General features: G+C 69.6%; 13 protein-coding genes. 6 read left to right on the top strand and 7 right to left on the bottom strand.

Features of this window, described 5'->3' with window-relative positions:
• Nucleotides 1-344 precede the first annotated feature (344 nt).
• The 5 genes from QZV72_RS03120 (at nucleotide 345) to QZV72_RS03100 (ending at nucleotide 6,062) form a co-directional block, all read left to right on the top strand.
• Nucleotides 345-1,184 (top strand): hypothetical protein, encoded by an 840-nt coding sequence (locus QZV72_RS03120; protein ID WP_297005144.1) that lies wholly within the window; start codon nucleotides 345-347, stop codon nucleotides 1,182-1,184.
• An 11-nt stretch (nucleotides 1,185-1,195) separates the two neighbouring features.
• A complete protein-coding gene (locus QZV72_RS03115) occupies nucleotides 1,196-1,678 on the top strand; it encodes a PH domain-containing protein (RefSeq protein WP_297005141.1) in 483 nt (160 codons plus the stop codon).
• A 14-nt stretch (nucleotides 1,679-1,692) separates the two neighbouring features.
• Entirely contained in the window at nucleotides 1,693-3,087 is a 1,395-nt protein-coding gene (locus QZV72_RS03110; protein ID WP_297005138.1) for a PH domain-containing protein, read from the top strand.
• A 78-nt stretch (nucleotides 3,088-3,165) separates the two neighbouring features.
• Nucleotides 3,166-5,037: a hypothetical protein gene (locus tag QZV72_RS03105; protein WP_297005135.1), complete on the top strand. Its 1,872-nt coding sequence runs from the start codon at nucleotides 3,166-3,168 to the stop codon at nucleotides 5,035-5,037.
• A gap of 2 nt (nucleotides 5,038-5,039) precedes the next feature.
• Nucleotides 5,040-6,062, top strand: coding sequence for a nucleoside hydrolase (locus QZV72_RS03100; protein WP_297005132.1), 1,023 nt, complete (start codon nucleotides 5,040-5,042; stop codon nucleotides 6,060-6,062).
• Nucleotides 6,063-6,106: 44 nt separating this feature from the next.
• On the opposite strand, the gene QZV72_RS03095 is transcribed toward QZV72_RS03100, so the two are convergent.
• Genes QZV72_RS03095 through QZV72_RS03070 form a run of 6 tightly spaced genes read right to left on the bottom strand, consistent with a single transcriptional unit; the run spans nucleotide 6,107 to nucleotide 11,540 of the window.
• Complete coding sequence (locus tag QZV72_RS03095; protein WP_297005130.1) at nucleotides 6,107-7,141, bottom strand: phosphotransferase family protein; 1,035 nt, start codon at nucleotides 7,139-7,141, stop codon at nucleotides 6,107-6,109.
• Between the two features lie 10 nt (nucleotides 7,142-7,151).
• Nucleotides 7,152-8,360, bottom strand: coding sequence for an acyl-CoA dehydrogenase family protein (locus QZV72_RS03090; protein ID WP_297005128.1), 1,209 nt, complete (start codon nucleotides 8,358-8,360; stop codon nucleotides 7,152-7,154).
• A gap of 8 nt (nucleotides 8,361-8,368) precedes the next feature.
• Nucleotides 8,369-9,163, bottom strand: coding sequence for an SDR family oxidoreductase (locus tag QZV72_RS03085; protein ID WP_297005124.1), 795 nt, complete (start codon nucleotides 9,161-9,163; stop codon nucleotides 8,369-8,371).
• Nucleotides 9,164-9,189: 26 nt separating this feature from the next.
• Nucleotides 9,190-9,855, bottom strand: coding sequence for a TetR/AcrR family transcriptional regulator (locus QZV72_RS03080; protein ID WP_297005121.1), 666 nt, complete (start codon nucleotides 9,853-9,855; stop codon nucleotides 9,190-9,192).
• Between the two features lie 33 nt (nucleotides 9,856-9,888).
• Nucleotides 9,889-10,029 (bottom strand): hypothetical protein, encoded by a 141-nt coding sequence (locus tag QZV72_RS03075; RefSeq protein WP_297005118.1) that lies wholly within the window; start codon nucleotides 10,027-10,029, stop codon nucleotides 9,889-9,891.
• A 50-nt stretch (nucleotides 10,030-10,079) separates the two neighbouring features.
• Complete coding sequence (locus QZV72_RS03070) at nucleotides 10,080-11,540, bottom strand: NAD(P)/FAD-dependent oxidoreductase (protein ID WP_297005114.1); 1,461 nt, start codon at nucleotides 11,538-11,540, stop codon at nucleotides 10,080-10,082.
• A gap of 161 nt (nucleotides 11,541-11,701) precedes the next feature.
• Here QZV72_RS03070 and QZV72_RS03065 point away from each other — a divergent pair, with 161 nt between their 5' ends.
• Entirely contained in the window at nucleotides 11,702-12,430 is a 729-nt protein-coding gene (locus QZV72_RS03065; RefSeq protein ID WP_297005111.1) for a histidine phosphatase family protein, read from the top strand.
• A 52-nt stretch (nucleotides 12,431-12,482) separates the two neighbouring features.
• Here QZV72_RS03065 and QZV72_RS03060 read toward each other — a convergent pair whose 3' ends face one another.
• The gene (locus QZV72_RS03060; protein WP_297005109.1) at nucleotides 12,483-12,998 is read right to left on the bottom strand and encodes a helix-turn-helix transcriptional regulator; all 516 of its coding nucleotides are present in this window, start codon (nucleotides 12,996-12,998) and stop codon (nucleotides 12,483-12,485) included.
• Between the last annotated feature and the right edge of the window lie 115 nt (nucleotides 12,999-13,113).

Genomic DNA, 13,113 nt, shown 5'->3' with positions numbered 1-13,113 from the left:
GGTATATCCCCTGCCGACGGCATGTTGGCATCGGCGTTTAGTGTCGTCTACGGTGCCAGGCGTATTCTCCCCCCGCATATAGACTTCCCGTTCAGCGGTGCATGTCTTGGGTGCATGTGGTGGGGGGTCGGCTTTTGCGGGGGGACTGGCCGCGGCCGGGGCGCAACCGCGGCAGGGGCCCCGGGCCGCCCGCCTGCACGGCGACCGGGTTGCGGAGTACAGCCCCGGGAGTGCTATCACACCCTAGGATGGGTGGATACCCCTGCCAATCACCGTGACAGGCGGCCCGTCGGCGATCCCCGGCGTGTCCCCGACCGGTCCCCGACATCCCAGGAGCGCCTTCCGTGAGTTTCGGTTTCCTCTTCTTCGTCCCCACGACCGACACCGGGACACCGGACGGTTACCTGCCGGACAACGCACTGCTCACGCTGGCGAACGAGCACATGAACGTCCTCGACGCCGAGGACAGCACGATCACCATGGATTCCGTGGTGTCCGGTACCGGGGGCTTCGACAGCTGGGACGCGGCCGCGGCCAACGCGCCGGCGCCGATCGTGGACCTCGCGGACTGGATCAACCACCACGCCGACCTCGGCGCACACGACCCGAACCTGCCCCCGGCGTTCCGCTTCCTGTCGGTCTCCGAGTTCCCGGTGACGCCGGCATGTGGCGTCCTGCATGTCGGTGTTCCCTTCTCCACCGGCGAGGAGACCGGGCGTCAGATCCAGATCAAGGCAGCTGAACTGGGCGTCTGCATGGTCGATGACATGGAGCAGGTGTGGGTCAACCCCACCGGTGGTGATTCCGGACTGCGGATGCGCGATTCGCTGGACACGGTCACCACCCATGTCGACCGGGCGAGCATCCTCGCTGTACTGGGTGAGGACGTCGATCGCCGTCGCCGCGCCGACAACGGCATCCCCTTCGTCGTCGTCGAGGTCCACGGCGATGACTCGACCTCCCCGGTCCCCGGGGTCCGCTATGTCCAGGCCGCGCTCACCGGTGCCGGCTGGATCGTCGAGTACCGCACCTCGAACCGGCACTTCCGCCTCGACCAGGAGGTCCTGGACGACGAGAACGCACTGGGCTACATCTCCCGGGTTCTCGGCCAGTACGCGACCGGAGAGGACACGGACTTCTTCGATCACCGCTGGGAGGACGTCTCCGCCGAGCTCATCGTATGACTACCGGGGACATGACCCCGGTGAGCCGGGGCTACCTGCCCGCCCGCCTGGTCAGCGTCCTGCCGTGGACGCTGGTCCCGCTCATCGGGTGCGCCGTCGCCGCCGTCGCCGTGCACCCGTGGTTCTGGGCCGGGGCCGGGCTCCTCGGCGTCCTGCTGCTGTGGCAGCTGTGGCTGCTGCCCGCCCAGGCGCGTCACCGCCGCTGGGCGGAGACCTCCGATGAACTGCTCATCACCCGGGGCCGCCTGTGGCGCACGTTCACCGTCGTCCCCTACGGCCGTATCCAGTACGTCGACGTCACCGCCGGGCCGGTCGAGCGCCTGTTCGGGGTGAAGCGGCTGAAGCTGCACACGGCCTCCTCCACGAGCGATTCGGAGGTGGTGGGGCTGGACGCCGCGACCGCGGACGCGCTGCGCGACCGGCTCGCCGTCGCCGCCTGGGAGAGGATGAGCGGGCTGAGACCGGGGAGGGGTGGCAGCGCGTCCATCCGCTGAGCCCGCTGCTGCGGATGTGGGCGGCGCTCGTCGGTGTCGCCGCGGTGATCCTCTTCCAGCAGGCCGAGACGCTGCGCTGGGTGTGGGACCGGGTGGTGGAGTCGCCGCTGCCGGGGGTCGTCGTCATCCCCGTGGTGCTCGCGGTGCTGGTCGGCGTCTTCCTGCTCGGCTGGCTGCTGTCGTGGCCGTGGTGGCGGGCGACCCGGTGGCGGGTCGATGACGAGGCGATCTCGGTGCGCCGGGGTGTGCTCTCGACCCAGCTGCGCACCGCCCGGTTCGACCGTGTGCAGGCCGTGGACCTCATCGAGCCGCTCGCTCCCCGCCTGTTCCGCCTGGCGGGTGTGCGGGTCGAGACCGCCGGCGGCGCGGACAGCGCGGTGAGCGTGGAGTACCTGCCGCGGGCGCGGGCGGAGCAGCTGCGGGACGCCCTGCTGGGCCGGGTGCGTGTCCTGCCGGACGCCCCGGACGGCCCGGACGCTCCAGCCGCCCCGGAGCCGGCGGCGCGGCCGGGCACCGTGGTCGTCCCGCAGATCCCGGCCACCCGGTCGCTCGCCGCGGCGGTGCTGGCCGGCCCGACAGCGGTGACCCTGCTGATCGTCCTGGTCTCCGCCGCCACACCGGCCGGACTGGCGTTGCTGCTGCCGGCGGTCGCCGGGCTGGGACCGTGGATCTGGGGACTGCTCAACCGCAGCTGGCGGTTCACCGCTGTGTTGTCCGGGCGGTTCACCGCCGTGTCGCCCGGGCGGGACGACGACCGGCTGCTGGTCGTCACCTTCGGTTTCAGCGAGCGGCGCCGGCAGACGGTGCCGCTCGACCGGATCCATGCCGTCCGGGTGTCCCAGCCGCTGCTGTGGCGGCCCCTGGGCTGGTGGAAGGTCGACGTGGACATCGCCGGGTACGGCGAGCCGGGGCAGGGCGGTGCGACGACCGCTGTCCTGCCCGTAGGGACCCTGGACCAGGCGTTTGCCCTGGTCGCCCTGCTCGGGCCGCTGGACCGCGGGCAGGTCGACACACTCGTGCGTCCCGGTAGGGTGCCGGAACCGCGGGCGGGTGTGCGGGTGTACCGCAGTCCGGCGTCCGCCAGGTGGGTCTCCCCGGTCGACCGTACGAGGCAGGCTGTGGTGCTCGTCGCCGGTGAGGGCAGTGGCCGAGGAACCGACCGGAACCACGACACGGCGTTGGTGTGCCACTGCGGCAGGTGGCGCCGGTCGGCGTCCGTCATCGATCCGGCGCACGTCCAGGAACTCAGCCATCGGCGGGGCCCGCTGCGACGCATGCTCGGGTTGGCGACGGTGCGTTTCGACCTGGTGCCGGGGCCGGTGACGATGGTGGGACGTGACCTGTCGTCCGTCGACGCGGTGGATCTGCTCACCCGGCTGCGACAGCGCACTCTGCCGACCGGGCGGTAGTCGGACGGTGGACGGGCGCTAACTGGCGTTCACAGGCACCGTAGGTGGGTACCCCGGGGCTTTGTTAGCGTTGGCGGCATGGCCATCGGATTCCTGCTCATCGCCCCGTCCGCTGTCGGTGTCGGGTACCGCCCGCGGTCGCTCGTGCGGTTCCCGGACGGGGCCCCGGACGCGCGCGAGCGCCGGGCTCTCGTCAACCTGGTCGGTGAGATCGAACGGATCCCCGGGGTCCTCGGTTCCTTCGACCACGCTGGTCCGACGGATGTCGGGGTTCTCGTCGGGGACACGGACGGCATCGGGGACACCGTGGACACGGTGGCGGCGCTGGTCTCCGTGGCGGTGGTGAACCGGCTCTGCCTCGTGGCCTACGACATCGACACCGGCGAGGTCGGCGATGTGCTGGTCAATGCCACCGGTGCGCTGACGGACTGCCGGATGCGGAGTTCCCGGAACGTCGTGACCCTGCACGTCAGCAGGCGGAGCATCGGTGACGTCCTCGCCGCGGACACCGCACCGGACCTGGTGTCGGAGGGGAGTCCGTACATCGTCATCGAGCCGGTCGACCGGGCGTTGTCCCCGGTGCCGGGGGTGCGGTTCGTCCAGGCGGTGGGGACTCCGGAGGGCGGCTGGATCGTCGAGCACCGGGCCGGCGACCGCATCATGGCGTTGACGTCCCCGGTGGGCTCCGTGGAGCGGCTCACCGAGGTCCTGGGACTGTTCATCGACGGTGACGGGGAGGAGTTCCTCGATCTGGGATGGGAGGAGACCGATGTCGTCCTCGACGGCACCGCACCGACGGAGGGCCGGCCGGTGACCTTCCTGTTCTTCCGCGCCGAAGATTTCGATGACGCTCCCGGTGAGTTCCGTACCCCCCGCGAGTTCGCGGCCGCGGCACCGGAGTTCGTGGCATATGCCGCCGCTGCCGCCGCTGCCGCCGCCGTGGATGTCCCCGCGGATGTCACTGACCCGGACGCACCGACCCCGGGGCTGCTCGACGATTTCGCGGCGTGGATGAACCGGCGCGCGGTACAGGCCGCCGAGGATCCGGCGAATCCCCCGGCGGACCTGTACATGGATCTGGACCCGTACCCGGTGCGTCCCACGGGGGCGGTGCTCCGGGTGACGGTGCCACTGGCCGAGGAGATCCACGACGCCACCTTCACCGACCTGATCCTGCACGCCGCGTCCGTGGGGCTGTGCATGCTGGAGGAGACCGGTCGGGTGTGGGTCAACGCCAGTGGTCCGGCGCCCGGGGCGGCGCCGACACTGTGCCGGTTCAGCATCCGCGGTGGCGGTCTGGTGGCTGCGGGGACGCCGGAGTCGCTGCGGGCGATGCTGGAATCCGCGGTCATCGCGGGTACCGAGGGATTCGTGCTGTCGGTGGAACCCGCCGGGCGGGGCGTCCCCGCGAGGGTCGACGGGGTGCGTGAGGTCCAGGTCGGTCTCGCAGACCACCGGTGGATCGTCCACCGGCTCTCCGGGGGTGGCCGTTTCGCCCTGGTCGAACCGGGTGCCACGGTGGAGGGCATCGTGGACCTGCTCTCCGATTACATGGTGGGGGACGCCACGTCGCTGCTCGGCCGGGAGTGGGAGGACATCTCCGAGGGCACTGTGCCGGACGGGTCGACGCGCTGGCGGCTCTCGGATTCGACGGGCAGCGTCCTCACTGTCGGTGAGGCTGAGGTGCATGTCGCGGTGCCGATGAACTACGCGGCGGACCTGGACTGGTTCCAGGTCGCCGACCGGGTGGTGCCCGGTGACTACATCACCGCCGACCGTCACCTGGGGACCTGTTGGTCGGTGATGTGGGGTCACGGGTTCGGTGAGGAGCGTTACTACCGGAGGATCGTCGATTCCCGGGAGGATGCGGAGGCCCTGATCCACGCCTGGATCGATGAGGCGGAGCAGGTGTTCCTTGCCCGGGGCTGGGATCTGGTCGACAATGGGTGACCATGACCAGAGCTCTCGTCGCCGATGTCGACACCGGTATCGATGACGCCCTCGCCCTGTTGTGGTTGGCGGCACGGCACCGGCGCGGCGTCCTTGATCTGCACGTCACGACGGTTGCGGGGAACACGACGGCTGCGGCGGCGGCCCGTAATTCCGTGGAGGTGCTGCGGGTGGCGGGTGTTCCGGGGGTGCCGGTGACTGTCGGGGCGTCCCGGCCGAGGGTGCTTCCGTTGACGACGACGCCGGAGACCCACGGTCCGGAGGGACTGGGGTACCGGATTCCGGCTGCCCCGGCGGGGGATGCGGTGGACGTGGCAGGCACCGCCGCGGCGGCGGTGGCGGCGTGGGAGGCGGCGTCCCCGGAGATGATTCTCGTCGCCGGGCCGGCCACCAATCTGGCGTGGGCGGTGGAGCACGCCCCGCACGTGTTGCGTGGTACGCGGGTGACGCTGATGTGCGGGGCGTTCCTCTACCCGGGCAACACCACCCCGACCGCGGAGTGGAACGCCTGGTCGGACCCGCATGCCCTGGCCTACTGCCTGGACAACTGGCCGTCGGATGCGCCGGCACCGGTGATCTGTCCGCTCAACGTTACTGAGCGGGTGCTGTTGACCCCGGAACGGCTGGCGGAGTGGATTTCCGTCGCCGCCCCGGAGGTCGGTGTGCTGCTCGACGAGGTGGTGCGGTTCTACATGGAGTTCCATGAGTCGGTGGGGGTCGGTCATGTCGCGCAGATCCATGACCTGGCGGCGGCGACCGTGTTGTGCGGGGCGGTGGATGCGGAGCTGGCGGACGCCTCGGTCCGGGTGGAGACGGTGTCTGAGCTGCTGCGCGGAACCACGGTGGCGGACTGGACCGGGGCGACGGCGCAGGGGGAGGGGCGCAACGGTGCCGGTGCAGGGGCGGACGCTGGCCCGGCCGCTGTCGGCCCTTACTGGTCACGCCCGGCGAATGCGAGGGTCCTCACCGGACTCGACCCGGCGGCGGTGTTCGACAGCTTCCGGGATGCGCTGGTCGGACCGTGAGGCCTGGATCGTCATCGACCGTCATCCCTGCCGCCCTGCCCCGGTCACAGCCCGGTGGTGTCGGCGATGCGGGTCGCCCGCTCGATGACGCTGTCCGCGATCTCCGCGGTCGGGGCGCCCGAAGCCGCCTCGTTCTCCGGCATCTCCTGGACGCGCCGCAGGACGCCCTCGATGATGATGGCGACCTTCCAGAGCCCCAGGACATGCCAGAAGTTCAGGGCGTCCCGCGAACGTCCGGTCTGCGCCAGGTACCGGTCGGCCAGCTCCCCGGGGCCGGGGAACCCGTCGGCGAGGGCGGCGTCGAACCCCGGGAGATTCGGCCCCGCTTCGGTCGGCCAGTAGGCCAGCAGGGACCCGATGTCCGCCATCGGGTCACCGAGTGTGGTGAGCTCCCAGTCGACCACGGCGTTGACCGTGCCGGTGGAGGTCTCGACGATGATGTTGCCCAGGTGCAGGTCGCCGTGGACCAGGACGGTCTCGGTCTGCTCCGGTAGTGCCGCACGCAGGCGCTCGGTGAGGGCGTCCAGTGCCGGGGCGTCCCGGGTCTTCGTCGCGTCCCACTGGCCGGCCCAGCGGCGCAGCTGCCGCGGAGCGTAGGGCCTGTGGGACGCCAACGACGTCAGCCCGGTCGTGTCCAGGTCGACCCGGTGCACGGCCGCCATGGCGTCCACCAGGCCGAAGGCGGCGGCGCGCCGCGCCTCGGGGGTCAGCAGGTCCGCCGCCTCCAAGGAGTTCAGCGAGGTGCCCTCCACCACGGACATGGCGATGAGGGGGGCGTCCTCGGCCGTCGTGGTCGCGCCGAAGATGCGCGGGACGGGCACGTCCGTGTCCGCCAGCGCGGCCATGATCCGGCCCTCGCGCAGCACATCGTGGGCGGAGGCGGCGAGGTGGCCCAGTGGGGGACGCCGTACGACGACGGAACTGCCGAGGTCGTCGGTGGCGAGGTAGGTCAGGTTGGACTGGCCGGCACCGATCCGGGTGAGCTCCACGGGGCCGGTGATCCCGCTGCCGGGAAGGGATGTCAGCCAGTCGGTGAGGGCTGTGGTGTCGAAGGGGGCGGTGGTGCTCTCGGCGGTCATGGTGTCCTTCCTACCGGTACTTGCGCAGTTCTGCCCGCGCGATGGTCATCAGGTGCACCTCGTCGGGACCGTCGGCGAAGCGCAGGGTGCGCAGGCCGGCGTACATCGCGGCGAGCGGGGTGTCGTCGGTGACGCCTTCGCCGCCGAAGACCTGGATGGCCTTGTCGACGACGTCGAGGGCGACGCGTGGGGCGAGGACCTTGATCGCGGCGATCTCCTGGCGGGCGGCCTTGTTCCCGACGGTGTCCATCATCCAGGCGGCCTTCATGGTGAGCAGTCGGGCGGACTCGATGCTGATCCGGGCCTCGGCGATCCAGTCGCGGATGTTGTCGCGCTCGGAGAGCTTCTTTCCGAAGGTGGTACGGGATTCGGCCCGTCGGCACATCAGTTCCAGCGCCCGCTCGGCGATGCCGATCGAGCGCATGCAGTGGTGGATGCGTCCCGGTCCGAGGCGGTCCTGGGAGATGCGGAAACCCATGCCCTCTCCACCGAGGATGTCGGAGTCGGGGACGAAGACGTCGTCGAAGCTGATCTCGGCGTGGCCCTCCCGGTCGTGGTAGCCGAAGACCGGGAGGTTGCGAACGATGGTCACCCCGGGGGCGTCGGCGGGCACGGCGAGCATGGACTGCTGCAGGTGCCGCTCCGCGTCCGGGCTGGTCTTACCCATCACGATGAGGACGCCGAGGTTCGGGTGCATGGCGTTGGAGCTGAACCATTTACGGCCGTTGAGCAGGTAACCGCCGTCGACCCGGGTGAAGCCCATGGAAATGTTCGTGGCGTCGGAGGACGCGACCCCGGGCTCGGTCATGCAGAAGGCGGAGCGGATCTCACCACGAAGCAGCGGTTCCAGGTACTTCTCACGGTGCTCGTCGGTGCCGTAGAGCTCGAGGACCTCCATGTTGCCGGTGTCCGGGGCATTGCAGTTGCAGGCCTCGGGGGCGATGCTGATGCTGCGTCCCATGATCTCGGCGAGCGGTGCGTACTCGGCATTGGTGAGCGCGGGGACGCCGTCCCCCTCGTGCGGGTGGAAGAGGTTCCACAGTCCGCGCTTCTTCGCCTCTTCCTTGAGCTCACCGAGGACGGCGGGGAAGTGGTGCGGGTCGCCGGAGGCTTCGATCTGCTCGTGGTACACCGCCTCGGCGGGGTAGACGCACCCGTCCATGAAGGCGGTGAGCCGGTTCTGGTAGTCGATGCTGCGCCCTGTGTTGCTGAAGTCCACGGCGGTCCCTACTTTCCGGTGCCGGTGCCGACGAGTTGTCCGCCGTCGACGACGAGGTTGGTCCCGGTGATCCAGGAGGAGGTCGGGGAGGCGAGGAAGGCGACGGCGTCGGCGATGTCGGCCGGTTCGCCGATCCGGCCGAGCGGGGAGGTCGCAGCCGCAGCATCCTCGTGGTCCCGCCACAGTGCCTCGGACAGGCGGGTGCGGACGATTCCCGGGCAGAGGGAGTTCACCCGCACCCGGGGTCCGAGTTCGCGGGCCATCTGGCGGGTGAGGTGGACGAGGGCGGCCTTGGAGGCGTTGTAGACACCGATGCCGTCCTCCATGGTCAGTGCGCCGATGGAGGCGATGTTCACCACCGCGCCGGTCTCCTGTGCGCCGAGGCCGGCGACGATGGCGGCTCTGGTCCAGGTCAGCGGAGCGGTCGTGTTGATCTCGAACACCTTGGACACGAGGGCCGGGTCCTGGTCGGTGACCGGGCCGTAGGCGGGGTTCGTGCCGGCGTTGTTGACGAGGACGTCGAGACGTCCGGTGCGTTCGACGGCAATGGTGCTCACGTCGGTGGCGGCGGCGGGGTCGGCGACGTGGCCGGCGAGTCCGGTGACGCGCCCTGTGGCGTCGATGCCCCGGTCGGCGAGGTCGGTGGTGATCCGTGCGGCGGCGTCGCGGGCGGCGTCTTCTTTCCGGGAGGTGAGGAAGACACTGGCGCCGGAGGCTGCGAGGAGGGAGGCGGTGGCGTAGCCGATGCCGCGCGAGCCGCCGGTGACGACGGCGGTGCGGCCGGTGTAGTCGTAGGTGGTCATGACGCCACCCTACTATGAATCGTGATTCAGTTCACTGTTAATCCGAGAGTTCCCAGCCAGATCCGGTTCGCGGTGTCGCACACCCGGTGGAAGGTCTCGTCCGTGTCGGGGTAACGGCCGTCGACCCAGGTGATGTAGGCCAGCCGGGAAACGGCGACGGACAGGGCGGTCGCCGTCATCTCCGGGTCGGGAACCGTGATGACGCCGGCCTCCGTGAACCGGCGCAGGGCACGGGTGTTGCGGTCGATGAAACCGTCGGCGCGCAGCAGGCGTTGCCGCCCGAAGTCCTCGTCGCCCTGGGACACCTGTTCCATCAGCGCCATGACCGCCCGGTTCCTCCGGTAGGACGCCAGATAAGCCCGGTTCGTGGACATGATCTGCCGGGCGGGATCGGCGGAATCACCGTCATGGTCGCGACGTCCGGCCGCCCTCATCTCCGCCTCGACCTCGGTGAGGAACGCGGAGAGCAGGTCACGGCGGTCGGTGAAGTAGGTGTAGAGCGTCCCCACGGAACACCCGGCTTCCGCCGCGACCGCCGTGAGTTTGGCGTCGTGGTAGCCGTCGCGGAGGAACACCGTGCGCGCCGCCGCGAGAATGTCCTGGCGCCGGCGGGCGGCCCGGATCTCCCTGCCGCTCAGCCCGGTCGCTCCGGTTGCGGTGCCCTGCTCTGTGTCGTTGGCCGAGTCGCTCATGCCGATGATTCTATCGGCAGGTCATGCCGCCGGTCATCTGGTTCGACCGAAGATGACCCGTGCCATCCGCAGACTGACCACGGCGAGTCGCCAGAGCTGGTACGGGACATTACGGCGTTTCCACAGGGTGCACCGGTCGGGCGCGGGGGCCCGGTCCAGATCGGGGGTGTACATGTCTCTCATCTCCTGGTTTTCACGTGTCGGTCGGCTGCCCCGGGTGGTGGTCATTCCGGGATCAGCCACCACAGCGGGCGGCCCTTCATCTTGTAGATGAACCCGTGGTGCAGCAGCGTCTTGATCCAGTGGCCCGCCAGTCCGATCTCGCCGAAGGTGAGGCTCCTGTGCCGTCCCCCGGTCCCGGGGTACCTCTCGTGATCGGGAACGGTCGGGTACATCGTCATCGACGCCGCCGAGCCGGTGAGCAGACCCGACCCGGCCGAGGCTATGCACGCGGACCCCATTTCGGTCATGGATTCCGCGCGGTCAGGTCGGCCGGGCCGGAGGATCCGGTCGGTGATCGTGTCGGCGACGAGTTTCCCCTGGATTCCGGCGGGCATTCCGGTCCGTGGCGGGGACGGTGAGATGACCGTTCCGTTGGGGGAGACGTGCGGTTCGGAAATCGGGTGCGGTGGTGCGAAGGCGATGCCGGGTGCCCATATGTTGTCGTAGGCGGCACTGCGGTAGGTCCGTGGCCAGTCGGAGGCCTTCCACGAGTCGTGGTCCTTTCCGGAGTAGTCGGCGTCCACGTACATCATGGCGTTGGGGGAGAACATGGTCGAGGTGATGTCGTTGCCGTCCCGGTCGACGGCGGTCAGATCAGCGCCACGGAACGGGGGCAGGAGCATCGCGAAGTCGAAGTGGAGTTGGTGGAACCCGCCGTCCAGGGTCTCGTAGTCCAGGACGCCGTCCTCGACACGCCGGGCGTGCGCCCGGACGATCGGGATGACGCCGCGCTCCCGGAACAGTGACTCGGTCCAGAGCCTGGAGTTTGTCCGGTAGCCCTGCTGGTTGAACTCGAGTCCGGCGACACCGAAGTCGCCGAGCTCGTACTCGTTCGTGAAGTAGTGGATGTCGCACATGTCGCGCAGCCCGGCCTGGCGGACCGTGTGCTCGACGTTGAAGGTGTACTCGAAGGCGGCGCCTTCGCAGGTGCAGGTCCCGTGTCCGGTGCCGATGACGATGGTCTGGTGTTCACCACGGCGCATGCGGTCCAGCGTCTCTCCGAGGGCGTCCGCCGCCTTCTCGGCGTGATCGGCGGTGCACACCGAGACTGAGCCGCCCTGTTCCGGGCCGAGCCCCGGGGTGGCGGCGAAGTTGAGTTTCGGGCCGGTGGCGTTGACGAGGTAGTCGTAGGGGATCCGGTCCGTCTGTCCGCGTGCGGGTTCGGCGGTGTGCTCGATCCTGATGAAGGGGGTCGGGTCGTCGGCGTCCCCCTCGGGGTGGATCTCGCGGGCGAGGGCCTGGCGGTAGATGATCCCCTTCCTGCGGTACAGCGGCGCCAGGGGGAAGAGCACCTTCTTCTTCGGCATTCTGCCGACGCCGACCCAGATGTTGGAGGGGATCCAGTTCCACTGCGCATTGGGGGTCACCACCGTGACGGTGTGCCCGGACCCCAGCTGTCTGCGCAGATGAAGGGCGGCGGTGTGTCCGGCCACCCCTGCTCCCATGATGACGATCCGTGCCATGTGATTCACCTTCCGAGACTGTCGATGATGGTCTCATGATACCCCCCGGGGTATATAAAACAAGGGGTGTGCCGCGATGGTGTCTGCCCGGGTTCCCGCCGGTCCCCGTGTTCCGCGTCCGGAAGCTGTATATCCTGGGTGCTGTTGTCGAAGGGAGACTCATGGCCGTCATCTATCTGGTCAGACACGGGCAGGCGGGGCAGAACGCACTGGACAGCGCCGCCGACGGTGGCTTCGAGGCCGCCTACGACCGGCTCAGTGCACTGGGGCGCCGACAGGCGGACGTTGTCGGACGGGCCCTCGCCGAACGGGTACCACAGCACACCCCGGTCATCCACGGTCCGCTGGTCAGGCAACGGGACACCGCCGCAGCTGTGGCCGCGGCCCTGGATTCACCGGAACCCACCGTCGATGACGCCTGGCGTGAGATCCGCTTCGGTGACATCCTCACCCCCTGGTTCCGGGAGAATCCCGGGCATGCCGGGGCGCTGAAGCGGGCCAGGGAGGGCAAACTTCCCCGTCCTGAGGTCGACGAGGTCAACCGGGCTCTCGTTGACGCGATCTCCGACTGGACGGCCGGACCGGAGTTCGGCGCCTTCCGCGAGCGGGTCCGGACGGGGCTCTTCGCCGCCGCGGACGCGGCGCTCGACACGGGTGCGGTGACCGTGGTGAGTTCAGGTGGACCGATCGCCGCCTGTGTCGCCGAAGTCCTGCCTGGGGCGACGTGGATCACGCTGATCACGACCGTGCTCAACGCGTCGGTGACCGTTCTCGGTGTGACACCGGGGCCTGACGGCGCGCCGCGACTGACACTCCGCTCGCTCAATGAGCACGCCCACCTGGACCAGTTGGACGGGGACGGGCGTCACCCGATGCGTACCTTCGGGTGAACAGGGGGCGGAGTCGACGGGGGCAGGCGTCGGTCGCATCGGGGGCGGTGGCCTATCCGGCGGCGGTGAGGCAGGCGAGCAGTGGGATGACGCGGGCGGTGGGGACCTCGTAGCTGCCGCGACCTGACTGGCGCACCCAGCCGGCGGCGACGAGTTGGCGCAGGTGGTGGTGCAGTTGGCCGGTGGTGCCGAGGTGGTCCATCGCCGCGAGGTCGGCGGTCCGGTGCGTCCCTGTGAGGATGTGGCGCAGCAGCTCCAGGCGGACCGGATGCCCGAGTGCGGCGAACGTGGTGGCGTGGTCCGTCCAGTCGGCCTCCAGGAGAGCTGACGGGTCTCTGCTCTCCTGCCATTCCACGGGGCCGTCCGGGAGGGTCGCTGCACCGACGAGCATGACTTCCCCGTGGGCGTCCGCCCGGTCCTTCAGTCCGTTGAGCGCCCGGAAAGGGTCGGTTGATCCGTTGTCCGGACCATGGTCCGCTTTCTCGGTAGGGGGTGCTGCCTCCAGAGCCTCGACCCGGGCGGTGAGTTCGGCGACGGCGTTGTTCAGTGATACAAGGTGATCATCCACGGCGCCGACAATACGTAAGTATGGAAATACGTACATATGTTGGGGCGGCTGGTTGCGCCCACCTGCGGCAAAGTCCGCAAAAGTTGGCGCAGTCTCCGTAGGTAGCATCGGCGGC

It is taken from the genome of uncultured Corynebacterium sp., assembly GCF_902782855.1.
Classification (GTDB): Bacteria; Actinomycetota; Actinomycetes; order Mycobacteriales; family Mycobacteriaceae; genus Corynebacterium.
This window is presented reverse-complemented; position numbering and strand designations above follow the sequence as displayed.